Below are 23,926 nucleotides of genomic sequence, written 5' to 3'. Positions count from 1 at the left end.
TCGTAATCTCGCCCCTTCGCCGAGAGATGATCTTGAAGCGCTGAGGCGTCGCGAATTTGCCGATCGCATCGATGCAGCTCTACGAAGGGCGTTACGGCTTCAAGCGACTCAGGAACTGCGCGAACACCATGGTTCCTTCCGGCCATGGCCCGTGGCCCGACTCGCTGTTGATGTGCCCGGCTTCCCCCGCATCGATGAGGAGCGATCCCCAGCTTGCCGCGATGTCATCGGCGTGTTCGTAGCTGCCGAAGGGATCATTGCGGCTGGCGATTGTAATGGTCGGAAACGGAAGTGGGTCGCGCGGGTACGGGCCGAATGTCATCAGGTGCTTCGGTCGTATTGCCGGATTGGCAACATCCGGGGGTGCGACGAAGAATGCCCCGGCCACCTTGTTGCGGAAATGGGGAATTGCGTGGATGGCGGAGGGAATGCCAAGCGAATGCGCAACCAATACCACCGGTCGCGTCGCGGCATTCACTTCCTCGGCAATGCGGCTCACCCAATCGTCGCGGACCGGCTTCGACCATTCAGCCTGTTCGACACGACGAGCCGTGCTGAGCTTGGCCTCCCAGCGGCTTTGCCAGTGGTCGGGACCGGAATTTGTATAACCGGGGATAATGAGAATTTCGGCGTCTGAAGCTTTCATGATGCGCGGATTTGAGAAAGCTTGACGGCGATGTCAAGGGAGGGTGGGACAAGGCCGCCGAAATTTGTTATGTTTTCAGCAGTGCCGGTTGCGTCTCGTATCGGCGTTATCGCCGATCCTTTCGCTGCCGGCTATCTTGGCTGAGGAGGAGAAAGCCATGACGGCATTCCATGTTATGTCGGGTGCAGGCGATGTCTACACACGTCCGGTCGTCAACAAGATCAGCGTTGCGGATGTCTTCGATGCGCTGCGGCGCGGGCTCGACGATTTTCGAGAAAAACCATCCCACTATGTATTTCTGTGCCTGATGTATCCGATTGCCGGCATTTTTCTTGCGCTCGCAACATCAAGTGCCAACCTCCTGCCGATGATTTTTCCGCTGATATCAGGCTTTGCGCTGATCGGTCCCATCGCCGCGATCGGGCTCTATGAGATCAGCCGCAGGCGGGAAGCCGGCCTGGACACCTCGTGGAGACATGCGCTCGAGGTGACAAGATCGCCGGCGTTCCCATCGATCGTTGCCGGCGGATTGCTGCTGTTCGGCTTCTTCGTGGTCTGGCTCGTCGCTGCGCAGACGCTCTATTCGAACGTCTTCGGCGACGTTTTCCCGCGCTCAATCTCCTTATTCTTCTCGGAGATCGTCGGCACGCCTGAGGGAATCCAGCTGATCATGTGGGGACATCTGCTCGGTCTGGGCTTTGCCATCATCGTTCTGGGCACGACCGTCGTAACCTTTCCCTTGCTGCTGGATCGGGACGTCGGCCTCGTTTGCGCGATGGAAACATCGGTCAGGGCGACCGTCGCCAACCCGGTGCCGGTCTTCTGCTGGGGTCTCATCATCGCTGTCAGCCTCATCGTTGGCACGATCCCGCTGTTTGTCGGGCTTGCCCTCGTCATGCCGGTGCTCGGCCACGCCAGCTGGCATCTCTATAGGAAGCTCGTGGCACCTCCGGTCGTCTGACGGCCACAGGGCTGGAACTGGACCACCTCCCTCGGAGTTTCGCTGAGGCGAATACCCGAGGGAGTTCCATATGGCTACGCCGCAACATCTGTTTACCCACTTTGCCAGCAAGACGTCTGAATGGGCAGGGCGACCCGTGACGTTCGTGCTTGCCGTCGTCCTTGTCGCTGTCTGGGCCGGGACGGGCCCGCTCTTTGACTTCTCGGAGACTTGGCAACTGGTCATCAACACAGGAACGACCATCATCACGTTCCTGATGGTGTTCGTGTTGCAGAACGCACAGACGAGGGATGCTCGCGCTGTTCAGGCGAAGCTCGACGAAATTATTCTGACGAGCCACGCCGAGAACAAGTTCATCGGGATCGAGCACCTCGATGACGAAGACCTGAAGCACCTGGATCGCCTTGTCGCCAAGGCGGCAAAGGGAGTGCGCGAGGGGCGGACGAACGGAACGCCGAAGGCGACAAATTCCAGTGATGAGGCGAACGAAAAAAGGACATCGGCAAAGCCCCGGAAGCCGAAACGGAAAACGGCGCCCTCGAAGGCGCCGTCCCGGTAGTCAAACTCAGGCGGCGCCGAAGACGCGCCGGAAAATGGTATCCACGTGTTTGGTATGGTAGCCGAGATCGAACTTCTCGCGGATTTCTTCTTCGGATAGCGCAGTACGCACCTCCGCGTCGGCAAGCAGTTCCTCCAGGAAATCCTTGCCCTGTTCCCACACCTTCATGGCGTTGCGCTGGACGAGCCGGTAGGCATCCTCGCGCGAAACGCCTGCCTGCGTCAGCGCCAGAAGCACGCGCTGCGAATGCACGAGGCCACGGAACTTGTCGAGATTTTTCATCATGTTGTCGGGATAGACGACGAGCTTCTCGATGACGCCGGCCAGCCTGTTGAGGGCGAAGTCGAGCGTGATCGTTGTGTCGGGCCCGATGCCGCGCTCGACGCTCGAATGGCTAATGTCGCGCTCATGCCACAGGGCGACATTCTCCATAGCCGGAACCACCGACATACGAACCAGGCGGGCAAGGCCCGTCAGGTTCTCGGTCAGAACCGGATTGCGCTTGTGCGGCATCGCAGAAGAACCCTTCTGGCCGGGCGAGAAGTATTCCTCGGCTTCCAGCACTTCCGTGCGCTGCATGTGGCGGATCTCGATCGCGACGTTTTCGATGGAAGAGCCGATAACGCCGAGCGTGGCGAAGAACATCGCGTGACGGTCACGCGGAATGACCTGCGTCGAGACAGGCTCCGGGACAAGGCCGAGCTTGGCGCAGACGTGTTCCTCGACGCGAGGGTCGATATTGGCAAAGGTGCCGACGGCGCCTGAAACCGCACCGGTGGCGATCTCGACACGCGCAGCCACGAGGCGCGCGCGGTTGCGGCTCATCTCGGCGTAGAAGCGCGCCAGCGTCAGTCCCATCGTCGTCGGCTCGGCGTGAATACCGTGGCTGCGGCCGATGCGGATGGTGTCCTTGTGTTCGAAGGCACGTGCCTTCAGTGCCGCAAGCAGGCGGTCCATATCGGCGAGCAGAATGTCGGCTGCGCGGACCAGCTGGATGTTCAGCGTGGTGTCGAGAACGTCCGAAGAAGTCATGCCCTGGTGGACGAAACGGGCATCCGGGCCGACGATTTCGGAAAGGTGCGTCAGGAAGGCGATGACATCGTGCTTGGTGACGGACTCGATTTCATCGATCCGCGCAACGTCGAACGTCGCAGCGCCGCCTCGCTCCCAAATTGTCTTTGCAGCGGATTTCGGGATGACGCCCAGTTCGGCGAGCGCATCGCAGGCGTGAGCCTCGATCTCGAACCAGATGCGGAATTTGGTCTCGGGCGACCAGATGGCGACCATCTCTGGCCGGGAGTAGCGCGGGATCATGGCTTCCTGCTTTCGTTCATAAAAGGAATGCTGGCGCCCCTGTAGCAAAGACAGGCGGCAATCTCAACGCATGCGTTTGGCAAGCGCTATACTCGTACCGAAAAGGCAGAGAAGGCCGAGTGGAAGAAACAGGCGAATTCCCAGCACGGCAAACTGATAGACTGCGCTGGCTCCGGTAAAGACGAATTGGAACACCCATGTGAGGGATCCAAAAGAGGCGTGCCACGCGGAGTAGAAGACCCGGTAGTCCATGGCGAAGAGAAAGGCCGTCATTAGGATGGTCCCGACGGCAAGCGCAGCGAAGAATGCCGCAAAGCGTGTCGCCAGGGATCGTCGATGCGCAAAGAACCGACCCAAAGGCAACATGAACGGCCATGCCAGCAAACCGCCCGCAAAATAGAGCATTGCGAGGTCACGGACATGTGCGGTCTCCATCCCGTTTCTGAGATAGAGAGCAGCCATTGCCGACGCCAGCATCTGGATGCCCCAGAGGATGGCCCCCGCGAAAAGATCGGAGAGGGGCGGGCGGGCCGCCTTGAGCCGCTCGGAGATCAAGGACGACCTGCTTTCGTCACGACTTGGATTTGCCTTCGGCGGCGCTTCGTAGGGCGCTGATCGCCGTCTTGTAGGCCTCGAGCGAGCCGCCCTTGAAAATCGCCGAACCGGCAACGAGAACATTGCCGCCTGATTTGCCGATGATCGGCGCGGTTTCGACCGTCACTCCACCGTCAACTTCAAGGTCGATCGGCCTGTCACCGATAAGTGACCGCGCTGCGGCGATCTTGTCCGCCATCGCTGGAATGAATTTCTGCCCGCCGAAGCCGGGGTTCACCGACATGATGAGGATCAGGTCAATGTCGTCGAGCACGTTTTCGATCGCCGAAAGCGACGTGGCAGGATTGATCGTGACGCCGACCTTCTTGCCGAGCCCGCGCACAGTCTGAAGCGAACGGTGGAGATGCGGCCCGGCTTCAGCATGGACGGTAATGCGGTCGCAGCCCGCCTTCGCGAAGGCCTCAAGATACGGATCGACCGGCGCAATCATCAGATGGCAATCGAAAACCGCATCCGTGTAGGAACGCAACGACTTGATGACGTCAGGGCCGAAGGAAATGTTGGGAACGAAGTGACCGTCCATGACGTCGAGGTGGATCCAATCGGCGCCGGCCGCCGTTACGTCGCGCACTTCCTGGCCCAGTTTGGCGAAGTCGGCCGCAAGGACGGATGGCGCGATGCGAATGGGCGTAGTCATTGAGGTCTCTCCGTAAAACTCATGCCGCGGTGTCAGATCCTATTCGATCGGTGTGCTTGGCGGTGCGAACGAACCGGCATGCCACTGCAGCATCCGGTAGGGGTTATCGGCCAGTTCATGGCCGGCGTTGAAAGCAATTTTGCCGATGACCGTCTCAAAAGAGGTCCCGCCGATGTGCTGTGCGATGGGCCGGTCATCCGCAGCGGCATCCTGGGCTGCCTTCGTCGCGATTTCCACCGCCGCATACGCGGGCAGCACATAACCCTCGGGCTCGACGCCGCTCGCACGGAACGCGTCGACCACAGGCTTCGCCTCAGGGCGCGCGGCGTAGTCGGGCAGGGCGACGGCGAGAACGCCATCCGCGAGCCCGAGCGGTTGGTCGGCGGCGCGCATCGCGTCGCCACCGAGAATATCGAGGTGAATCTTTTCCGCTGCGGCGTCGCGTGCGATGACGGCAACGTCGCTACGATCTCCACCGACGAAGACTTTTGTTACCCCGGCTTTCCTCAACCGTCGCACGAGAGCGACTTGCTGCTCCTGGCCCGGTCGATACGTGTCGGTGAAGACGGGCTTGAGGCCTTTTTCCTCGAGTGCGTTTCGGATCGCTTCCGTAAGCTCCCGACCATGGATGGTGCCATCCTCGATCAGCGCAATTGGCGCGGCTGCCCACTCGCCCACGATCGCCTCGATGATCTTTTCCGCTTCGGCGCCATCGGCCGGCGCCATTCGGTAGAGCGGCCAGCCATTTTTCAGCGCGTCTTCCATGAGAATGCGTGAACGCACAGAGACGGTGATCGCCGGGATATTTGCGTCCTTGAGCTTCGGCAACGCGCCTTCGAGCGTCTCGCTGCAGAGAAAACCGACGGCCACCTGGACCTTGGCATTGATTAATGCGTCAGCGATTGCCGCACCGCTGTTTTCCTCGCAAGTCTCTCCGACCGTGACGATCGTGCTACCATCCTGCAGGACCTTGGCAGTGGCACCGGCGATGATCTGCGCACCAATTGGCGCGAGGTTGCCACTCTGTGGCGCTACGACACCGATTATCAGACCCGCGGCATGGCATTCTGCAGCCGCAAGGAGCAGCATCGGCAGAAGTGCTAGGCCACGCAAAGTATTCATAAAAGCTGCAGGTCCCTGTCCTTTGTCCTGCTCTTTTATCCGTCCGGCATCGATCGTCAAAGAAAAACGCACAATCGGGAAGCTTTTCGCCTGGCTTTTGTAGAAAAGGTAACCGATCACCTTCATATTACAGGAAACAGCAAGCCGGTGACGCCGGATGGAGAATGCCTTTGTTGAGCAAGCAACCGATCGATCCGCGCCTCTACCGAGATGCGATGAGCCGCTTTGGAGGCCATGTGCAGCTCGTGACGACGGCAATCGGCAAGGAGCGCCGTGGCGTGACGATCACCGCCGCGTGCTCCGTATCTGATGACCCTGCGACCGTTCTGGTGTGCCTGAACAACAGCAATCCGAAGAACGACATCTTCTTCAGGAGCGGTATCTTTGCTTTGAATACGCTGGGCGCGCACCATCAGGCACTTGCCGATGCTTTTTCTGGCCGCACCCAGCTCAGCAACTGCGAACGTTTCGCGACGGGCCGGTTCGACAAGCTCGTCACCGGCGCACCCATTCTTCACGACGCGCTTGCCTCCTTCGATTGCCGCGTGAGCGAAATCAAGGAAATGTCGACACACCACATCATTTTCGGTGAGGTCGTGGCGGTCCGCTACAACGAGGCTAAGCCCGCGCTTCTCTATATGAACCGGGACTATCACACGCTATAACTTCCTGAAAAAGGGAGAAGACATGCCGGATCAAGCGCATCCGCCACTACCGTCGTCGATCGACGAAACGATCGCGATGTTGGGCGATCAGGACTATCTGGCGGGGCGGGCGCTTGGCACGGTGCTGTTTCTTGCCCTGAAGATGAAGCGTCCTCTCTTCCTGGAGGGGGAAGCTGGTGTCGGGAAGACAGAGATCGCCAAGGTCCTATCAAAAGCTCTGGGGCGGCCGCTGATCCGCCTGCAATGCTACGAAGGGCTGGATATCGCCTCGGCCGTCTACGAATGGAACTATCCGGCGCAGATGCTGGAAATCCGCCTCGCGGAAGCGTCCGGTCTTACCGACCGGGACAGAATCGAGTCGGACATCTTCTCGGAGCGCTACCTCATCCGCCGACCCGTGCTGCAGGCTCTGTCCAGCGCAGATGGTCGCGCGCCGGTCTTCCTCATCGATGAGCTAGACCGTACCGACGAGGCATTCGAGGCCTTCCTTTTGGAGGTTCTTTCCGACTTTCAGGTGACGATCCCCGAGCTCGGCACCATCCGGGCCGCCGAACCACCAATCGTCATCATCACCACGAACCGGACGCGCGAAGTCCACGACGCGCTGAAACGGCGCTGCCTCTATCATTGGGTCGATTATCCCGATGCCCTGCAAGAGCTCGAAATCATTCGCCGCAAGGTACCGGGCTGCAATGCGGCGCTGTCCGCACAGATCGTCGCCTATGTGCAGCAGCTTCGGACACTAGATCTTTTCAAGAACCCGGGCGTTGCCGAGACGATCGATTGGGCGACAGCACTGACGGAACTCGACCGGCTGGCGCTCGATCCGGAAACGATCTCCGATACGATCGGAACGCTGCTGAAATACCAGGACGATATTGCGCGCATTCAAGGCAGCGACGGTACGAAGGTGCTGGAAGACGTCAAGAGCGAGTTGCAAGCGGCAGGATAGCGCATGGAGCCGACAAGCGGACAAGATGGGATCGTCGTTCCGCCACCTCCGGTCGGCGCCGGTCGATTTGCAGACAATATCGTCTTCTTTGCCAGAGCACTGCGAAAGGCCGGTATGAAGATCGGGCCCACGGCGATCGTTGATGCCATCGAGGCGGTCGCGGCAATCGGCATGGGATCGCGCGAAGAATTTCACGCCGCACTCTCGTCCGTCTTCGTCAAGCGACATGAGGACAAGCCGGTCTTCGACGAGGCGTTCCGTCTCTTCTGGCGCTCGCGCGACCTTGTCGAGAAGATGATCGCGTTGATGTCACCACGGGCGCCGGACACGCGCGAAAGGGAGAAAGCGAAGCCGGGCGAGAGCCGCGCCGCGGACGCCTTGCTTGGCGAACAAAAGGACAGCAAGCCCCCGCGGGATGAACCCGACATCGAGATCGATGCGCGCCTCACCATGTCGGGCAACGAGGTTTTCCGGCGAATGGACTTTGCGCAAATGTCAGCGATGGAGATCGCGGTCGCCAAGAAGGCACTCGCGAAACTGCAGTTGCCTCTGGACAAGGTGCGCACTCGGCGCTTCCGGCCGTCGCATGTTCATTCGCACGTCGATCCGCGCGCCACCATGCGGGCGGCATTGCGCAACGGGGCGGGTCTCATTCTTCCGCGGTACCGGGAGATCCGCGAGGTCCAGCCGCCCTTGGTGGTTCTCGCCGATATCTCGGGCTCGATGAGCCAGTACACGCGCATCTTTCTGCATTTTCTGCATGTGCTGACGGAGAAGCGCCGGCGGGTGCATACCTTCCTATTCGGGACGCGCCTCACGAATGTCACCAGGCAGATGCGCCACAAGGACCCGGACGAGGCGATGGACGAATGCGCCGCGGCCGTAAAGGATTGGTCGGGAGGAACGCGGATCGGTGAAACGCTAAAGGAATTCAATCGCCTGTGGGCCCGGCGCGTGCTGGGCCAGGGCGCGGTGGTGCTGCTTATCACCGACGGCCTGGAACGCGAGGGAACGGAGCTGCTCGCGGCCGAGATGGACCGCCTGCACCGCTCTTGCCGGCGACTGATCTGGCTCAATCCGCTGCTGCGCTTCGATGGCTTCGAGCCGCGAGCCCGTGGTGTGCGCACAATGCTGCCGCATGTTGACGAATTCCGACCGGTTCACAATCTATCATCCTTGAGCGATCTCGCAGAAGCACTCGGCGCAACCAGGTCGACCACATACGACCCGCGCCGGTACCTCGCAACATTGAAAGGCATCGCATGACAGGGACATTTTTTGACCTTGATCCGTTGATGACGGCAGAAACCTGGCGGAAAGACGGGCGAGACGTTGCCATCGCTACGGTGATCGAGACGTGGGGCTCGGCGCCGCGACCGGCAGGGAGCCATCTGGTGATCGATCGTGATGGCAATTTCGAAGGGTCCGTCTCCGGAGGCTGCGTCGAAGGGGCCGTTATAACCGAGGCTCTGGACGTGATCGCCGACGGCAAGGCGAAGATGCTCGAGTTCGGCGTTGCGGATGAAACCGCATGGCGCGTCGGCCTTTCCTGTGGTGGCCGCATTCGCGTCTATGTCGAAAGGCTCGATTGATGGATGCCGCAAATCTTGCGCGGCTCAATGATGCTCGCCGGGCTCGCAGGGGAGCCATATTGCTGACCGATCTTGAGAACGGCGGCGATAGCGTCGTCCTCGAGGGAGATTCCGTGCAGCCTTGGTTGGTGCCTGCCGTAAAAGCTGCTTTTCGCTCGGGCAAATCGACGTCGATCGAGGTCGATGGGCATCGGTACTTTCTGAACGTGCATCTGCCGCCGGCCCATATCGTGATCATCGGTGCCGTTCACATCAGCCAAGTCCTGGCGCAGATGGCATCTCTTGCGGGCTTCGATGTCCGCATCATCGATCCGCGCACGGCTTTCGCCACGCCCGAACGATTCCTCGGCATCGAACTGACGGCGGAGTGGCCGGTGGACGTGCTCAATGATCGTCCGCTGGATGCCTATACGGCGCTCGTCGCGGTTACGCATGACCCGAAGATCGACGATTTCCCGATCACGGAAGCGTTGCGGATCGGTTGTTTCTACGTCGGTGCACTCGGCAACCGCAAGACGCACGCGACGCGCCTGGAGCGGTTGCGCGCCGACGGTGTGGACGAAGCCGCCCTTGCCAGGATCAGTGCACCCATCGGGCTCAATATCGGTGCGGCGAGCCCGGCAGAAATCGCGGTCGCCATTCTCGCGGAGATCGTCCAGACCTTGCGAACCCGCGAGATATCACCCACCGGTGACAAGAAATGAAATTCGGGTCGTTTTCCATCGACGTCGCCGAAGGCCTGGTCCTCGCGCATGCGGTGAAGCTTGCAGGCGGCAGCCTGCCCAAAGGGCACAGGATCGACGCCGGTGACATCGTCAGACTGCGCGGCGTGGGTATTGAGCATGTCATTGCAGCGCGCATCGAGCCGGGGGACGTGGGTGAGGATGACGCGGCGGGACGGCTTGCGCAGGCCGTCGCCCCCGACCACCTGCGCTTCTCGGAAGCGTCCACGGGGCGCGTGAATGTGTATTCCACGGTCGACGGGCTGTTCGTCGCAAGCCGAAGTGTCGTCGATCGCCTGAACAGGGTCGATCCCGGCATAACGCTCGCCTGCCTCAACGACCATGTGCCTGTCCGGAACGGCGACATGGTCGCAACATTCAAGATCATTCCACTCGCGGTTTCGGGCGAGAAACTGGACGGGGCATGCGAAGTGCTGCGGGCGACGCCCGCTTTCGAGGTGAAACCTTTCGTCAGCCGGTCCGTGTCATTGATTGCGACGCAGCTGCCATCGCTGAAGCCTGCGGTGATGGACAAGACGGCGCGTGTTCTTTCTCGCCGGCTCATCGTATCCGGTAGCCAACTCGTCAGGGAGGCAAGGGTTGCTCACCGTGCCGAGCCGGTTGCAGAGGCGCTCAGAGACGCATCTCGGCAGCCCGACAAAGCACCGAAAATGATTATCCTTTTCGGTGCGTCTGCCGTGATTGATGCGGAGGACGTGATTCCCGAGGCCATTCGGCAGGCTGGGGGCGAGGTCGTGCAGGTCGGTATGCCTGTCGATCCCGGTAACTTGCTCGTTCTCGGCCGCATCGGCAATATCCCGGTGATTGGGGCGCCGGGATGTGCGCGCAGCCCCAACGAGAATGGCTTCGACTGGGTGCTCGATCGGATCCTGGTGGGTGAAGAGCCAAGTGCACTCGAGATCAGCGGCATGGGTGTCGGAGGTCTGCTGATGGAAATCCAAGCGCGGCCAAGCCTTCGCGAACCGGAGGCGCGATTGGCCCCCGCGGATAACGTCTTGACCGTCGTTCTTGCCGCCGGCAAAGCCAGCCGGATGGGCAAGCGCGGTCCACATAAGCTGCTCGCGGAGTTTGACGGTGTGCCGCTCGTCCGGCGATCGGTGATGACGGCGATCGGTAGTCGGTCGTCGTCGGTCGTCGTCGTGACGGGGCATCGCAAAAACGACATCGAAGCGGCGCTGTCCGGGCTGAATGCAGTGACAGTTCACAATCCTGACTACGCCTCGGGCATGGCCTCGTCGCTCTCGACAGGATTTTCCGTCGAGCAAGCGCGGGATGCGGATGGTATTCTGGTCATGTTGGCCGATATGCCGGGCGTTTCCAGCGGCGATCTCGATCGACTGATCGCAGCGTTCCGGCGATCGAACGGCCAGTCGATCATCCGTGCGGTGTCGCGCGGCAAGCGCGGCAATCCCGTGATCATGCCGAAATCGCTGTTCGATGAGGTTATGAGGCTGGAGGGTGACGTCGGGGCGCGGCATATCATCGAGACATCGGGCGTGCCTGTGGTAGACATCGATATTGGCGATTCCGCACATTTGGACGTGGATACGCCGGAGGCCGTCATCGCGGCAGGCGGCGTTTTGAAGGGATAAGGGCAATGGATGCGGCGGCAATCGAAGAAATGTTTCAAGGCCTTGGTCCCGTCACCATCAAGCGCATGTTTGGTGGCAAGGGCATCTACCACATGGGCCGGATCGTGGCGGTCGAAGTGCGCGGCGAGATGTTGCTGAAGGCCGACGAGCGGAGTGCATCCGAATTCGCCGCAGCTGGGGCGACACAATGGACCTATGAAGGCAAGAAGGGAAGTCCGGTGAAGATGCCGTACTGGTCGATCCCGGACGATGCCTATGATGACCCTGATGTCATGGCACGATGGGTGCGGCTTGCCTATGAGGCTGCGCTCCGGGCGGAATGATCCTTAGAGCAGTTCGTCGGCCTTCAGCCGCTCCATCGCTGCCGCCGCAAAGGCGGAAAGCGGCTGCGGGAGTTCGGAACGGCTGAACCAGCCGAAGTCCGAGAGTTTGTCCGGCTCGGTGAGCTTCGGTTCGCCGTCAAACTCGGACGCTATATAGAGCAGGGAGATCCAGTGCTGTTCGTCCGCCTTGCTGATAAGTTCGGCAGGGCCGAGAAGACTGACGCGGCCGATGGATAGGCCGGTTTCCTCTTCCGCTTCGCGTCGCGCCGCCTGATCGGCTGGCTCCATGTGATCCACCTTGCCGCCCACAATGCTCCAGTGGCCGGCCTCAGGGGCGCGCATGCGCTTGTAGAGCAGGATCTTGCGGTCACGCAAAATCACCAGGCCAACGCCAAGGCCCGGAAAATCGATGCCCGGCGTACCCATGGTTCGTCAGATCTTGGCGTTGGCCGTGATCAGCATGAAGGCTGGAATCTCATCGCCAAAGCCGACAGGCGTCGGGCCGTCGTCGTGGTCCCGGTAGCGGCGGCGATCGCGATTGTCATCGTTTGCCGGGTAAGGACGAGCGGCGCGCGTGTTGTGTTGCGGCTTGTGTTGTTCTGCTTTGCGCTCTTGCTTCACGCTTTCGACCTTTGCTGGTGCTGCTGTTTCCATCGTCTCGACGTCATTATCTGCGACGGCGATATCAGATTTATGACCTCCACGGCCCTTGGCGCGACCGCGGTCCTTGTCTCGACCCTTGCGGCGCGAGCGATCGTCGTCGCGGCTGGGTTCGGGAGGGGGCAAGGCGGAAAGGTCGCCGCTCAACCACTCAACTTTCTCGCCGATCAGCTTTTCGATCGCGTCGGCATGTTTCTGGTCGTGGCGGGTGACGATGGTGAATGCAGCGCCGGAACGGCCTGCGCGGCCGGTGCGGCCAATGCGATGCACATAATCCTCGGAATGGATCGGAACATCGAAGTTGAAGACGTGGCTGACGTCAGGAATGTCGAGACCGCGGGCGGCGACATCGGAAGCCACGAGAAGCTGGAGGTTGCCATCCTTGAAGTTCTGCAGCATGGCCATGCGCGAGCGCTGATCCATGTCACCATGCAGAGCGCCGGCAGAAAAGCCGTGGCGGTCCAGAGAACGGAAGAGCTCGGAAACGTCCTTCTTGCGGTTGCAGAAGATGATCGCGTTCTTGAGATCGGTCTGCGCTTTGACGAGGTCGCGCAAAACGGCGCGCTTCTCGTAATCCTTTCCATGCGAGGCGACGAAGCGCTGCGTTACCGTCTTTGCCGTCGATGCCGGCTTGGCGACTTCGATGCGTTCCGGATTCTGCAGGAAGCGATCGGCGAGCTTCTGAATCTCAGACGGCATGGTTGCCGAGAAGAACAGCGTCTGGCGGGTGAACGGAATGAGCTTGGCGATACGCTCGATATCGGGAATGAAACCCATGTCGAGCATGCGGTCGGCTTCGTCGATGACGAGAATCTCAACGCCGCTCATCAAGAGCTTGCCGCGCTCGAAGTGGTCGAGCAGGCGGCCGGGCGTGCAGATCAGAACATCGGCACCGCGCTCAAGCTTGCGATCCTGATCTTCGAAGGAGACGCCGCCGATTAGCAGCGCGACATTCAACCGGTGATTTTTGCCGTACTTTTCGAAGTTCTCGGCGACCTGCGCAGCCAACTCGCGGGTCGGCTCGAGGATCAGCGTGCGCGGCATGCGGGCGCGGGCACGGCCCTTTTCCAGCAGCGACAGCATCGGCAAGACGAAGGAGGCCGTCTTGCCCGTTCCTGTTTGCGCAATGCCGCAAATATCGCGGCGTTCCAGCGCAAAGGGAATGGCGCCAGCCTGGATAGGGGTTGGCACCGTGTAGCCCGCGTCGGTGACAGCGGAAAGCACTTTTTGGCTCAAGCCAAGATCAGCAAATGTCGTCAAAGGGAAAACTGTTTCCGTTCCGGTTCGGCCGTACTCTGATTGAGTCGGCGTGATTGCATGCCGCAATGCAGCGCGACATAAGCCGAAACTGTCCTTAAGTCAAGGAATACAGGCTTTGCGACCAGTGCAGAGGTAAAGAGGTGGTTAGTGCCCGTAGTTACTTTATGTAACTGGCAAGCTTCAAGCCCGCGTTCATGAAATAAATGGGGTCGACGGCACGACCATCCTGGCGGACCTCGTAGTGTAAATGCGTATCGGTGGATCGGCCCGTGCTGCCCGCAAGGCCAATCACGTCAGTGCGGTCTACCTTGTCGCCGACTTTCACGAGAATTTCCGACATATGGCCGTAGCGCGTAGAAATACCGTTGCCATGATCCACCTCGACCATGTTGCCGTAGCCGCCAGTCCAGCCTGCAGCGATCACCTTGCCGGGCGCTGTCGGGCGAACCTTCTCGCCGGGCGCAAAACGGAAATCGATGCCGGAGTGAAGTGCCAGGCGTCCGAGGAACGGATCGCGCCTGTTCCCGAACGAGCTGGTAATCTCCTTGCCAATGGCCGGGTTCTGGAACGGCAACGATTCCGCCGTGCTCCGCACCGACTCCAGGCGGGTGAGGGCATCGTCAAGCTGCGAAAGCGAGGTATCGAAATCATCCGCGCTTTCAGGCTCGACATACGGTCCGCCGACTGCGCTGTCATCCTGCGTCACGCGCTCGGCTGGCACCGAAATGCGGAAACGTGTCAGGACCTTCGATATGGCATTGGCTGTTCCGCCCGCGTCGCTCGTCAATTGCGCGATGCGATTGCGCTGCTTCTGCTCGATGTCCTTCAACGACAGCGTCACCTTGGAGAAAACACGGTCGGCGCGGTCGCCAACGGTTTCATGTGCCGGCACGTCAGCGAGGGTAGCGTTGTCGGAGGCCATGTCTTCCGGTGCGTCAGCCCCCGCAAGCTGATTTTCGATTGCCTGAACTGCACCGGAAAGCGAGGCGTGCTTGTCGTTTGATTCGGGAGCGTAGGACTGCAGCGGTGTCGTCTCCTTGCCGCCCAGTCCAGAATTCTCGGCGCGGTCAAGAAGCGAGCCCAGCTTACCGTGGCGCGAGGTAAGCGCCAGTTGCTGCTCCATCAGCTTGTCGACCTTGTCCTCGACAACTTGCTGATCGAGCAATTGACGTGACGTAACGCGGTCCACCTGGGCGCGCAAAGCGGCGATGCGGTCTTCATAGTCATGCTGCATGCGCGCCTGCCTGGCCATCGCGGCGCCGATCAGGTCGTCACGCAGCACGAGATAGGACGTCGCCAGCAGATAGCCGATCGCAAAGACGCCGACGAAACAGAAACCGAGTGCTGCCATCCACGGCTTGACAGTCAGGTGACGGATCCGGTCGCCGCTCGCCAGGATCAGTATATGCTCTTGTTTTCGCTGACCGAATACGCGGCTATGCTGTGCATGCGTCACGGAGAATCTCCCAATTGACGGCCGATGCCTCAATTGCCACGATTACGCACCATTATGGTTAATATTTACTTAGGTCAGCATGGCTGTCGCTATCGGATCAGGCGTTGCTCGTCGATATCAGCGACCGGTAGAAGGACGGCGTCAGGCCCGCTTCGGCCCGCGCGATGTCGTTGAAGGGAGGCTTCAACGGACCGCGGAAATTGGCGCGCACCAATTCGTGGAATGTCCGTGCAGGATCCCGTTTTTCCCTGGAGCAGAGGAAGCGGAACCATTTGGCGCCGATCGCGACGTGCCCTTTCTCGTCGTTGTAAATGACATCAAGCACGGCTGCGCTCTCCAGATCGCCGGATTCGCGCATTTTGGCCTGCAGCGACGGCGTGACGTCGAGCCCGCGGGCCTCAAGGATGAGCGGAACGACCGCAAGCCGCGCCGTCAGGTTATTTCTCGTCGAGTGCGCCGCCTGCCACAGGCCGTCGTGCGCGGGCAGGTCACCATAGTCCGCGTCGAGGTCTCTCAGGCGGGCGCGCACCATGCGGAAATGTTTCGCCTCCTCGAAGGCTACCTGCATCCACCCGTCGAAGAAGGAGTTCGGCACCGGCTCGGTGGCGAATCGGGCAACGATATCCAGCGCCAAGTCGACAGCGTTGAGTTCGATATGGGCGATGGCATGCAGCAGCGCGATGCGCCCCTTGACCGTATGCAAGGAACGCTTTTCGACCTGCGTCGGCGGGATCAGCTCTGGCTTGTCCGGACGGCCCGGCCTCTCGGGCAGCGGCGCGTCAAGCGGCGAACGCAGTGACAGCGTGCGACGGAACCAACGTGTAGCAGTTTCCTGGGCAAGCGTGGTCTTCTCATCGAGATCGGTTGCGCGGATGGCGTCGATCGCTCCGCCGCGCAGGGATGTGACGTTGGACCGAGACGTCATCGCGACAGGTTCTGCACAGCGGCAAGGACGATTTCGGCGTGGCCTGGCACTTTCACCTTCTGCCAGATCGTTCCGATCGTCCCATCCTCGCGAATGAGGAAAGTCGTGCGCTCCACACCCATGAAATTGCGTCCGTACATGGTCTTCTGCTTCCACACACCATAGGCTTCCAGCGTCGTCTTCTCTTCATCAGACGCCAAGACGACCGCAAGGTCGTGCTTCTTGATGAACCGGTCATGGCACTTCACGGAATCGGGAGACATCCCGATAACGCCGGCGCCAGCTTTCTCAAATTCGCCGGCAAGCGCCGTGAAGGCGAGCGATTCCGCCGTGCACCCCGTCGTGTCATCCTTGGGATAGAAGAAAAGTATCAGTGGTTTGCCGCGGAAATGACCAAGCGAGACGCGGCCTCCGCCATCACGCGGGAGATCAAAGTCGGGCGCCGCGGTGCCGATGCTGATATCCGCCATGGAGAAACCTTTCTTTTGCCGAGTTTATGGATAACAGGTGATTTGCCAGATATATATTGGACGAACGATCGTCCAGCCAGTCTGGTCCAGACCACAAATTAAAGAGTTAGGCGAGACGCATGTCGGCGATCCGCGGCGAGAAAATTACATTCCGCAAGAAAGATATCGTCGCACTGCATGAGCTTCCCTCGGCGCAGGCCGAAGATCCCATCATCGTCAGCTGCCCGCCAACGCGTTCGCGCATGCGCAGAACTGCTGGTGCCACGGGCGGCTGCATTGCCGTTATTCTGTTCGTGCTCGCCGCGATTGTCTTCACGGTGGAAAGCGGCATATTCGACGCGCCGCTTTCGCGGCAGGCGCAGGCTGCCCTCAACTCCGCTATCGGGCCGCGCTATCGGGCCGAGGTCGGCTCGACGGTCATCCGCTTTACATCGAACCTGCGCCTTGCGCTCGAGGCGCGCGACGTCAACATGATCGACGAGAAGAGCGGCCAGCACCTGTCGACGACGCATGCCATGCGCATGGCACTCGACCCGCTGCAACTCTTCCGCGGTCGAATAGCGATTGCGCAGATCGAGGCCGAAGATATCGCGCTCGATACGGCGTTGCTGCCGTCAGGAAAACCGCTCAAGCTCGATGATGTCAGGATCGACGAAATCCCGGCCGCGCTGGAAGCGGCATTTGCTCAACTTGACATGATCGACAGCTTCGTAGAGCGCGGCGGAACCCGGTCGGTCAAGCTCTCGGGCATCGACATCAAGCTGGCCGATACGGCAAACGGTCCACTCTCGATCGTAATCGACAGTCTGGCCTTCTCGAGGACACGCCAGGGCGCGCTGGCGTTGGATGGCGAGGTCGCGATCAACGGCAAACCGGCAACACTCAGCGTCGTCACGGAAATGGCCAGCGGGCATACTTCGAAGTTGACAGGGCAGTTGGCAGGCGTCGATCTGGGGCCGTTCACGCTCAAGCGAAACGTCGAAGGTCAAATCCGGCAAGGCATCGATGGCACTGGAGACTTGGCGATCTCTGCCGTTCGTACCGGCGATCACGCTTCGCCTGCGCTCGATGCCTCGATCGAGCTGAAGCCGGGGCACTTTTATATGGACGGCGACCAGCAGGAGTTGAGCGGCGGCAGCATCAACCTTGCCTATGATTTCTCCAAGCAAACGCTCGAGATCGCCAAGTCACGCGTTCAGTTCGGCGCGACGTCGGTACCGCTCACCGGTGCCCTTATCGATCTGGACAAGATCGATGCCTCCGCAGGAAAGGGCTTCGGTATCGATCTGCTTGTGAGTGGCGGCACGGCGGCGCCAACTGGATCCGGAGAGCAACCCCTTGCCTTCGATATCCAGGCGACCGGTCGGTACCTGGTTGCCAGCCGCGAACTGCAATTCGAGAATATGCGGGTTTCGAGCCCGGCCGGCGGCCTCTTCGCCTCCTTGCATGTCCGCTTCGGAGACGTCTCACCGGAAATCAGCTTTGCCGGTCAGTCACAGCAGCTGCAGACAACGGCCGTCAAGCAATTATGGCCGTTCTGGATGGCGTCGAAGGGCCGCGAGTGGGTTGAACGCAACCTCTTCGGGGGCACCGTCAGCGACGCTTCAATCTCCGTCTTCATTCCGTTCGGACGCATGGACGAGGCGGTGGGTAAGGGGCTGAAACTCGACGAGAACCAGATCCGCATTGCGTTCGACATCGCTGGTACGCGGATGAACGTGGTCGGCGACATCCCGCCGATCCGCGATACGAATGCGCATTTTGATTTGAGCGGTCCGCGCGCGACGATCTCGATCAAGAGCGGGACGGCGTTCTTCCCGTCGGGACGATCGGTAAACGTCGGCGAGGGTACGTTTCTCCTTCCGTCGACCTACGACAAGCCGCTCATGGCCGAACTCAATCTTCCCATTTCCGGCGCGGCGGACGCGGTCGGCGAATTGCTGACCTACAAGCCGATCCAGGTATTGCAGCGTGCGGGCCTCGTGCCTGAGGATCTCACGGGCAAGGTGTCGGCGAACGTGCAGGCACGCCTCGGGCTGATCTCGTCGCAAAATCCTCCGCCGGCCGAATGGAAGGCGGTGTTGCAGCTTCAGGATCTCGATATCGCCAAGCCGATTTCGGGCCGTAAAATCACGAGCCTCGACGGGGTCCTGAACGCTGATCCGAAGCAGGTAAGCGTCGACGGAAAAGGGCTGATCGACGGCATTCCCGCCGGTATCGAGCTTGTCGAGCCCACGGATAAATCTTCCGGCGTTCAGCCGCAGCAACACATTACCGCTACGCTCAACAACGATCAGCGGGAAAAGCTGCTACCCGGCCTCAACAACATCATCGATGGCAGCATCGACGTTGAACTCAATCGCATCGATCAGGACCGGCAAGGGGTCACGATCGACCTTGGAAGGGCCCGCCTATCGCTGCCATGGATGGGATGGTCCAAGGGAAGTGGTATCGGCGCCACGGCTACGTTCGAAGCATCCGGCCCAGCCGACAACACGCAGTTGAAGAACTTCGTCCTGAAAGGCGACGGATTCGGCGCGAACGGCTCTCTCGTCATCGGCAAGGGCAGCCTGGTGAAGGCGGATCTCGACAGCGTCAAACTATCTTCTCTTGACGATTTTTCCGTTTCGGTGAAGCGCAACAAGGGAGGGCTTGATGTCTCCGTATCTGGCAATAGTGCCGATGCCCGTCCGATCATCTCCAGATTGAAGGCCGGCAGCAATGGCGAAAGCGACGACGACCAGAGCGGTAGCGTATCCATACGGGCCAAGCTCGGTCGCATCGTCGGCTTCAACGATGAGAAGGTGCGGAATGTAGACATGCTTTACGTTTCGGCGGATGGCAGGCTGCAGTCACTGAATTTCACCGGTGTCACCGACAGCGGCGAGGCGTTCGTCGCCCGGACGAAGGGCAATGGCGTCATCAATATCACGAGCGGGGATGCGGGCTCCGTCTCGCGCTTCGCCGATCTCTATCAGCACATGACGGGCGGCTTGCTCAATCTGCAGATCCGCCTCGGCGCGGGCGACAGCTGGGACGGGTCGATCGACATCAGGCGCTTCTCTCTCGTCAATGAGCAGCGCCTGCACTCGATCGTTTCGACGCCGGTCGGTCAGGAGCAACGGAGCCTGAATTCAGCGGTGAAGCGGAACATCGACACCTCTGCACAGCGCTTCCAGCGCGGCTTTGCCCGGATCGTTTCAACGAACGGCGCGATCAGCATTGAGAACGGCGTCGTGCGTGGCGATCAGGTCGGCGCAGTGTTCCAAGGCATGGTGCGCGACCAGCGCGGAAGGATGGACATGACAGGCACTTTCATGCCCGCCTATGGCCTGAACCGGCTCTTCGCCGAATTGCCTCTGATCGGTATCATCCTCGGCAATGGCACGGACCGCGGCCTGATCGGCATCACGTTCAAGCTGACAGGGAAATTGGAGTCCCCCGATATGATCATCAATCCGTTGTCGATCATCGCGCCCGGCGTCTTCCGCAACATCTTCGAATTCCAATAGGCACGAAAAAGCCGGCGCGAGGCCGGCTTTCCTTTTCTGACGTTGGCCGCACTTAAGCGGCGCAGCGGATCAGGATGTGCTTCTTCTTGCCGAGCGACAGCTTGATGACGCCATCGGCGGTGATCTCGCCGCTGCCGATGATCCTGCGTTCGTCACTGACTGCCTGGTCGTTGATGCGCACTGCACCGCCCTGAACGTGGCGGCGCGCCTCGCCATTCGAAGCGGCAAGGCCGGCGCGGACGATCAGCGACAGCAGGCCAATACCGTCGTCCAGTTCGGCAGCCGGGACCTCGACCGAGGGAAGGTTTTCGGCAAGGCCTCCTTCCTCGAAGGTCTTGCGGGCGGTTTCGGCAGCCTGTTCGGCGGCTGTCCGGCCGTGCAGGATCGAGGTCACCTCGGTCGCCAGGATCTTCTTGACTTCGTTGACCTCCGAGCCGGCGAGCGCCGACAGGCGTGCGACCTCGTCCATCGGGAGCGTCGTGTAGAGCTTCAGGAAGCGCGAGACGTCGGCGTCTTCGGTGTTGCGCCAGTACTGCCAGAAGTCATAGGCCGACAGCATGTCGGCATTGAGCCAGACGGCGCCGGTCGCGGACTTGCCCATCTTGGCACCGGAAGCGGTCGTCAGCAGCGGCGAGGTCAGCGCGTAGAGCTGCCGCGTCCCCATGCGGTGACCGAGGTCGATGCCGTTTACGATGTTGCCCCACTGATCCGAACCGCCCATCTGCAGACGGCAGTCGTAGCGCTTGGCCAGTTCGACGAAGTCGTAGGCCTGCAGGATCATGTAGTTGAATTCGAGGAACGACAGCGACTGCTCGCGATCAAGGCGCGTCTTGACGCTGTCAAAGGACAGCATTCGGTTGACGGAGAAATGCCGGCCAACGTCGCGCAGGAACTCGAGGTAATTGATCGAACGCAGCCACTCGGCATTGTTGATCATCAGTGCATCTTTGGGGCCGTCGCCGTAGGTCAGGTAGTTCGAGAAGACGCGCTTGATCGAGGCGATGTTGCTCTCGATCGTGTCAATAGTCATCAACTGGCGTGCCTCGTCCTTGAAGGAGGGGTCGCCGACCATACCGGTGCCGCCGCCCATCAGCGAAATGGCGCGGTGACCGGTTGCTTGCAGCCAGTGCAGCATCATGATCTGGATGAGCGAGCCCGCATGCAGGCTGGGCGCCGTCGGGTCGAAGCCGATATAAGCCGTTACCGTTTCCTTGGCGAAGAGTTCGTCGAGGCCCAATTCATCGGAGATCTGATGAATGAAGCCGCGCTCTTTCAGCGTGCGGAGGAAATCGGATTTGAACTCGGACATGACCTTTTGCTCTCGGGTGCGGATTTTCGGATTGGCTATTGTTGAAGTGACGCGGCGCGTTTAGCACTGTTTTGCCGAACAGTCACCATTTGGCAGGAATCTTCCAGCGAGGGGTCATGGAGAAGGTCAGGACCGCGATCGGCTTGATGAGCGGAACATCGATGGACGGTATCGACGTGGCGCTGCTGCGCACGGATGGCCGAGCGGTCGTCGAACGCGGGCCTTTCCTCAACGTTCCCTATGATCCGGCCTTCCGTGATCGGTTGAAGCTGGCACTGGAGCAGGCGAAAACCATTACCCAACGTGAGCAACGGCTGGGCGATCTGGCCTCTATCGAGCGCGAACTGACGTTACGTCATGTAGTTGCCGTTAGGGAATTTCTGGCTGCAAATGCGCTCGATGCGGCCTCGATCGATGTCATCGGCTTTCACGGGCAGACGGTGCTACATCGGCCGGACGAGGCGTTGACCGTGCAGATCGGCGATGGGGCACTGCTGGCGCGGGAGACGGGCATTTCGGTGGCCTACGACCTCCGTGCCAACGACATGGTGCATGGCGGCCAGGGTGCGCCGTTGGTTCCGGTCTATCATGCAGCACTTGCCGCCAACCTCATCAACGCGGCTTTGCCGGTCTGCTTCGTCAATATCGGCGGGATTTCCAACCTAACCTATATCGGCGCAGACGGCGTCATCGTCGGCTACGACAGTGGACCCGGCAATACGCTGATCGACCAGTGGGTCGAGACCCATGCGGGTGTGCCGTTCGATCAGGGCGGCATGATCGCTTCGGAGGGTCGGATCATCGCCGAGCTGGCCGATCGTTATTTGAACAGCCCGTTCTTTACCGCGGGGAAGCGGCGCTCGCTCGACCGCAACGACTTTCCGCCGCCGTCGGGCGCAGATGCAGAACTTGCCGATGGTGCGCGCACGCTTGCCTACGTCGCTGCCGCTTCGATCATCAAGTCCGCCGGTCACCTGCCGGTGACGCCGACGCTTTACATCGTCTGCGGCGGTGGTCGCCTCAATCGCGTGCTGATGCTGGATTTGAGAGATATCGCCCGGCGCCAGGGCGCCCAAGTGATTTCTGCGGAGGCGGCTGGTTTCAACGGAGATTCAATGGAGGCGGAAGCCTGGGCCTATCTCGCGGTGAGGTCGTTGGACGGCTTGCCCTTGACGTTTCCCGGGACAACGGGCGTGCGTGCGCCGGTAAGCGGCGGTGTTGTGGTGAAGCCGTGATGCCGCCGGTCATTCTGGAGACACCGCGCCTTGTCGCGGTCATGTGGGAACCGGACGATGCGGGCCTGATCCAGGAGCTTCACTCCACCATCGAGACGACGCAATATCTCTCGGGTGCTGCTCCGTGGTCGCGCGAGAAGTCGGAGGAACGGTTACGCAACTGGTTCGGCGAGCAAGCGCGCGACGGAATTACGAAGTACAAGATCCTCGGCCGCGAGGACGATCGCTTCATTGGCCGCGCGGGGTTCTCGCTTTTCGGCGGTGAGCGGCAGGAATTCGAACTCGGCTATTCGCTTCGACGGCAGGAATGGGACAAGGGCTATGCGACCGAGATTGCGGGCGGGCTGGCCGACTGGTTCTTCGCGCGGAACGTCGCGTCGAAGTTTATCGCCTTCACGCATCCGGACAATGCCGCATCTCAGCATGTCCTAACGAAAATCGGCATGCGAGGCCGCATGCCGATGATCGTTGACGGATTGTCTTGCCCGACGTTCGAATTGACCGGCGGGATGCGGTCAGCCTAGCGAATCCGCTTGGCGGCCGGTTCGGGTACCAGTTCGCCGTTCAGGCGGCGATCGAGGTAATCCTCGCATTCGCCCATCAGGGTCTCGACTTGACCGTTAAAGAAGTGGTTGGCGCCCGGCACCGTGCGGTGCGTGATTAAGATACCCTTCTGCGTCTTCAGCTTCTCGACGAGGCCGTTGACATCCTTCTCGGGTGCCACCTTGTCAGCGTCGCCGTTGATGATGAGGCCGGAGGACGGGCAGGGCGCGAGGAACGAGAAGTCGTAGGTGTTCGGCTGCGGCGCGATCGACATGAAGCCTTCGATCTCCGGCCGTCGCATCAGCAGCTGCATTCCGATCCAGGAGCCGAAGGAATAACCGGCGACCCAGCAGGTCTTCGAATCTGGGTGCAGGCTCTGCACCCAGTCGAGCGCAGATGCGGCATCCGAAAGCTCGCCGGCACCATGGTCGAACTCACCCTGGCTGCGACCGATTCCCCGGAAGTTGAAGCGCAATGTCGTGAACCCGCGCTTCTGGAACATGTAGAAGAGCTGGTAGACGATCTGGTTGTTCATCGTGCCGCCGAACTGGGGGTGCGGGTGCAGAATGAGGGCAATCGGCGCGCTTTTTTCCTTGGAGGGCTGGTAGCGGCCTTCAAGGCGGCCTGCGGGGCCGTTGAAAATGACTTCGGGCATCTGTACTCCGGCGTTTATTTCTTCGCGTTCACGCTGCGCAGACTTGACGAACGTTGTCAGCTTTTCTAAAACGCAGTTTAGAACAATTCGAAACTTGCATGGCGATCCACGCATTGTGGGATGTGTCATAAGGCAAGCCCGGCCGAAATTTCAAGGAAAATGAGCCGAGCCGCCTCGCAA

The 23,926-nt window shown here is 60.5% G+C and carries 24 protein-coding genes; 12 read left to right on the top strand and 12 right to left on the bottom strand.

The annotated features are described in order from the left end of the window. Window positions 1–91 precede the first annotated feature (91 nt). The gene (locus WGT02_RS12405; RefSeq protein WP_024312736.1) at window positions 92–646 is read right to left on the bottom strand and encodes an alpha/beta hydrolase; all 555 of its coding nucleotides are present in this window, start codon (window positions 644–646) and stop codon (window positions 92–94) included. A 157-nt stretch (window positions 647–803) separates the two neighbouring features. Between WGT02_RS12405 and WGT02_RS12400 the strand changes: the two genes are divergently transcribed. After that, on the top strand, window positions 804–1,607 hold the full coding sequence (locus WGT02_RS12400) for a DUF2189 domain-containing protein (protein ID WP_024312735.1): 804 nt from the start codon (window positions 804–806) through the stop codon (window positions 1,605–1,607). 70 nt (window positions 1,608–1,677) lie between these two features. Beyond that, a complete protein-coding gene (locus WGT02_RS12395) occupies window positions 1,678–2,166 on the top strand; it encodes a low affinity iron permease family protein (RefSeq protein ID WP_024312734.1) in 489 nt (162 codons plus the stop codon). Between the two features lie 6 nt (window positions 2,167–2,172). Here WGT02_RS12395 and purB read toward each other — a convergent pair whose 3' ends face one another. The 4 genes from purB to WGT02_RS12375 all read right to left on the bottom strand — a co-directional run bounded on the left by purB (window position 2,173) and on the right by WGT02_RS12375 (window position 5,854). Next, a complete protein-coding gene (purB, locus tag WGT02_RS12390) occupies window positions 2,173–3,480 on the bottom strand; it encodes an adenylosuccinate lyase (protein WP_024312733.1) in 1,308 nt (435 codons plus the stop codon). Window positions 3,481–3,543: 63 nt separating this feature from the next. Continuing rightward, window positions 3,544–4,035: a hypothetical protein gene (locus WGT02_RS12385; protein WP_208250326.1), complete on the bottom strand. Its 492-nt coding sequence runs from the start codon at window positions 4,033–4,035 to the stop codon at window positions 3,544–3,546. 16 nt (window positions 4,036–4,051) lie between these two features. Further along, window positions 4,052–4,732, bottom strand: a complete 681-nt coding sequence (gene rpe, locus WGT02_RS12380) for a ribulose-phosphate 3-epimerase (RefSeq protein WP_024312731.1) — start codon at window positions 4,730–4,732, stop codon at window positions 4,052–4,054. A gap of 39 nt (window positions 4,733–4,771) precedes the next feature. After that, entirely contained in the window at window positions 4,772–5,854 is a 1,083-nt protein-coding gene (locus WGT02_RS12375) for a branched-chain amino acid ABC transporter substrate-binding protein (protein ID WP_024312730.1), read from the bottom strand. Window positions 5,855–6,018: 164 nt separating this feature from the next. Here WGT02_RS12375 and WGT02_RS12370 point away from each other — a divergent pair, with 164 nt between their 5' ends. From WGT02_RS12370 to WGT02_RS12340, 7 genes are read left to right on the top strand one after another with little or no spacing between them, the layout of a single operon-like run. After that, the gene (locus WGT02_RS12370) at window positions 6,019–6,519 is read left to right on the top strand and encodes a flavin reductase (RefSeq protein WP_176703569.1); all 501 of its coding nucleotides are present in this window, start codon (window positions 6,019–6,021) and stop codon (window positions 6,517–6,519) included. 22 nt (window positions 6,520–6,541) lie between these two features. Then, window positions 6,542–7,471, top strand: coding sequence for a MoxR family ATPase (locus WGT02_RS12365; RefSeq protein WP_024312728.1), 930 nt, complete (start codon window positions 6,542–6,544; stop codon window positions 7,469–7,471). Window positions 7,472–7,474: 3 nt separating this feature from the next. After that, complete coding sequence (locus WGT02_RS12360; RefSeq protein WP_024312727.1) at window positions 7,475–8,737, top strand: VWA domain-containing protein; 1,263 nt, start codon at window positions 7,475–7,477, stop codon at window positions 8,735–8,737. Next, window positions 8,734–9,063 (top strand): XdhC family protein, encoded by a 330-nt coding sequence (locus WGT02_RS12355; protein WP_208250327.1) that lies wholly within the window; start codon window positions 8,734–8,736, stop codon window positions 9,061–9,063. The genes WGT02_RS12360 and WGT02_RS12355 overlap by 4 nt, the downstream gene beginning before the upstream one ends. Continuing rightward, entirely contained in the window at window positions 9,063–9,767 is a 705-nt protein-coding gene (locus WGT02_RS12350) for an XdhC family protein (protein WP_208250328.1), read from the top strand. Before WGT02_RS12355 ends, WGT02_RS12350 begins: the two co-directional genes overlap by 1 nt. Continuing rightward, entirely contained in the window at window positions 9,764–11,398 is a 1,635-nt protein-coding gene (locus WGT02_RS12345) for an NTP transferase domain-containing protein (protein ID WP_208250329.1), read from the top strand. Before WGT02_RS12350 ends, WGT02_RS12345 begins: the two co-directional genes overlap by 4 nt. Before the next feature lie 5 nt (window positions 11,399–11,403). Next, window positions 11,404–11,721: a TfoX/Sxy family protein gene (locus WGT02_RS12340; RefSeq protein WP_024312723.1), complete on the top strand. Its 318-nt coding sequence runs from the start codon at window positions 11,404–11,406 to the stop codon at window positions 11,719–11,721. A gap of 3 nt (window positions 11,722–11,724) precedes the next feature. Here WGT02_RS12340 and WGT02_RS12335 read toward each other — a convergent pair whose 3' ends face one another. The 5 genes from WGT02_RS12335 to WGT02_RS12315 all read right to left on the bottom strand — a co-directional run bounded on the left by WGT02_RS12335 (window position 11,725) and on the right by WGT02_RS12315 (window position 16,492). Next, on the bottom strand, window positions 11,725–12,147 hold the full coding sequence (locus WGT02_RS12335) for an NUDIX domain-containing protein (protein WP_024312722.1): 423 nt from the start codon (window positions 12,145–12,147) through the stop codon (window positions 11,725–11,727). A 6-nt stretch (window positions 12,148–12,153) separates the two neighbouring features. Beyond that, window positions 12,154–13,641 carry a DEAD/DEAH box helicase gene (locus WGT02_RS12330; RefSeq protein WP_024312721.1) on the bottom strand — a complete coding sequence of 496 codons (1,488 nt, stop codon included), beginning with the start codon at window positions 13,639–13,641 and terminating at the stop codon, window positions 12,154–12,156. A gap of 157 nt (window positions 13,642–13,798) precedes the next feature. Then, window positions 13,799–15,097, bottom strand: coding sequence for a M23 family metallopeptidase (locus WGT02_RS12325; RefSeq protein WP_208250330.1), 1,299 nt, complete (start codon window positions 15,095–15,097; stop codon window positions 13,799–13,801). A 97-nt stretch (window positions 15,098–15,194) separates the two neighbouring features. Beyond that, complete coding sequence (locus tag WGT02_RS12320) at window positions 15,195–16,022, bottom strand: ferritin-like domain-containing protein (RefSeq protein WP_024312719.1); 828 nt, start codon at window positions 16,020–16,022, stop codon at window positions 15,195–15,197. Continuing rightward, window positions 16,019–16,492: a peroxiredoxin gene (locus WGT02_RS12315; RefSeq protein WP_024312718.1), complete on the bottom strand. Its 474-nt coding sequence runs from the start codon at window positions 16,490–16,492 to the stop codon at window positions 16,019–16,021. Before WGT02_RS12315 ends, WGT02_RS12320 begins: the two co-directional genes overlap by 4 nt. Before the next feature lie 119 nt (window positions 16,493–16,611). Here WGT02_RS12315 and WGT02_RS12310 point away from each other — a divergent pair, with 119 nt between their 5' ends. After that, window positions 16,612–20,004: a DUF3971 domain-containing protein gene (locus WGT02_RS12310; RefSeq protein ID WP_024312717.1), complete on the top strand. Its 3,393-nt coding sequence runs from the start codon at window positions 16,612–16,614 to the stop codon at window positions 20,002–20,004. Between the two features lie 52 nt (window positions 20,005–20,056). On the opposite strand, the gene tyrS is transcribed toward WGT02_RS12310, so the two are convergent. Further along, window positions 20,057–21,313, bottom strand: coding sequence for a tyrosine--tRNA ligase (gene tyrS, locus WGT02_RS12305; RefSeq protein ID WP_024312716.1), 1,257 nt, complete (start codon window positions 21,311–21,313; stop codon window positions 20,057–20,059). A 116-nt stretch (window positions 21,314–21,429) separates the two neighbouring features. Here tyrS and WGT02_RS12300 point away from each other — a divergent pair, with 116 nt between their 5' ends. Together WGT02_RS12300 and WGT02_RS12295 are read left to right on the top strand one after the other, a co-directional pair. Beyond that, on the top strand, window positions 21,430–22,548 hold the full coding sequence (locus WGT02_RS12300) for an anhydro-N-acetylmuramic acid kinase (RefSeq protein WP_024312715.1): 1,119 nt from the start codon (window positions 21,430–21,432) through the stop codon (window positions 22,546–22,548). Next, entirely contained in the window at window positions 22,548–23,072 is a 525-nt protein-coding gene (locus tag WGT02_RS12295; protein ID WP_037069771.1) for a GNAT family N-acetyltransferase, read from the top strand. Before WGT02_RS12300 ends, WGT02_RS12295 begins: the two co-directional genes overlap by 1 nt. Here the strand turns inward: WGT02_RS12295 and WGT02_RS12290 are convergent. Then, window positions 23,069–23,746, bottom strand: a complete 678-nt coding sequence (locus WGT02_RS12290; protein WP_018902229.1) for an alpha/beta hydrolase — start codon at window positions 23,744–23,746, stop codon at window positions 23,069–23,071. The genes WGT02_RS12295 and WGT02_RS12290 overlap by 4 nt on opposite strands. Window positions 23,747–23,926: the final 180 nt, after the last annotated feature.

Source organism: Rhizobium sp. T1470 (genome assembly GCF_042140505.1).
GTDB lineage: Bacteria > Pseudomonadota > Alphaproteobacteria > Rhizobiales > Rhizobiaceae > Rhizobium > Rhizobium favelukesii.
Note: the sequence above shows the minus strand (reverse complement) of the source record. Positions and strands in the feature narration are given on the sequence as shown.

Coding starts and splice junctions, on each gene's coding strand:
- WGT02_RS12405 (WP_024312736.1), bottom strand. CDS start 646: ATGAAAGCTTCAGACGCCGAAATTCTCATTATCCCCGGTTATACAAAT.
- WGT02_RS12400 (WP_024312735.1), top strand. CDS start 804: ATGACGGCATTCCATGTTATGTCGGGTGCAGGCGATGTCTACACACGT.
- WGT02_RS12395 (WP_024312734.1), top strand. CDS start 1,678: ATGGCTACGCCGCAACATCTGTTTACCCACTTTGCCAGCAAGACGTCT.
- purB (WP_024312733.1), bottom strand. CDS start 3,480: ATGATCCCGCGCTACTCCCGGCCAGAGATGGTCGCCATCTGGTCGCCC.
- rpe (WP_024312731.1), bottom strand. CDS start 4,732: ATGACTACGCCCATTCGCATCGCGCCATCCGTCCTTGCGGCCGACTTC.
- WGT02_RS12375 (WP_024312730.1), bottom strand. CDS start 5,854: ATGAATACTTTGCGTGGCCTAGCACTTCTGCCGATGCTGCTCCTTGCG.
- WGT02_RS12370 (WP_176703569.1), top strand. CDS start 6,019: ATGCCTTTGTTGAGCAAGCAACCGATCGATCCGCGCCTCTACCGAGAT.
- WGT02_RS12365 (WP_024312728.1), top strand. CDS start 6,542: ATGCCGGATCAAGCGCATCCGCCACTACCGTCGTCGATCGACGAAACG.
- WGT02_RS12360 (WP_024312727.1), top strand. CDS start 7,475: ATGGAGCCGACAAGCGGACAAGATGGGATCGTCGTTCCGCCACCTCCG.
- WGT02_RS12355 (WP_208250327.1), top strand. CDS start 8,734: ATGACAGGGACATTTTTTGACCTTGATCCGTTGATGACGGCAGAAACC.
- WGT02_RS12350 (WP_208250328.1), top strand. CDS start 9,063: ATGGATGCCGCAAATCTTGCGCGGCTCAATGATGCTCGCCGGGCTCGC.
- WGT02_RS12345 (WP_208250329.1), top strand. CDS start 9,764: ATGAAATTCGGGTCGTTTTCCATCGACGTCGCCGAAGGCCTGGTCCTC.
- WGT02_RS12340 (WP_024312723.1), top strand. CDS start 11,404: ATGGATGCGGCGGCAATCGAAGAAATGTTTCAAGGCCTTGGTCCCGTC.
- WGT02_RS12335 (WP_024312722.1), bottom strand. CDS start 12,147: ATGGGTACGCCGGGCATCGATTTTCCGGGCCTTGGCGTTGGCCTGGTG.
- WGT02_RS12320 (WP_024312719.1), bottom strand. CDS start 16,022: ATGACGTCTCGGTCCAACGTCACATCCCTGCGCGGCGGAGCGATCGAC.
- WGT02_RS12315 (WP_024312718.1), bottom strand. CDS start 16,492: ATGGCGGATATCAGCATCGGCACCGCGGCGCCCGACTTTGATCTCCCG.
- WGT02_RS12310 (WP_024312717.1), top strand. CDS start 16,612: ATGTCGGCGATCCGCGGCGAGAAAATTACATTCCGCAAGAAAGATATC.
- tyrS (WP_024312716.1), bottom strand. CDS start 21,313: ATGTCCGAGTTCAAATCCGATTTCCTCCGCACGCTGAAAGAGCGCGGC.
- WGT02_RS12300 (WP_024312715.1), top strand. CDS start 21,430: ATGGAGAAGGTCAGGACCGCGATCGGCTTGATGAGCGGAACATCGATG.
- WGT02_RS12295 (WP_037069771.1), top strand. CDS start 22,548: ATGCCGCCGGTCATTCTGGAGACACCGCGCCTTGTCGCGGTCATGTGG.
- WGT02_RS12290 (WP_018902229.1), bottom strand. CDS start 23,746: ATGCCCGAAGTCATTTTCAACGGCCCCGCAGGCCGCCTTGAAGGCCGC.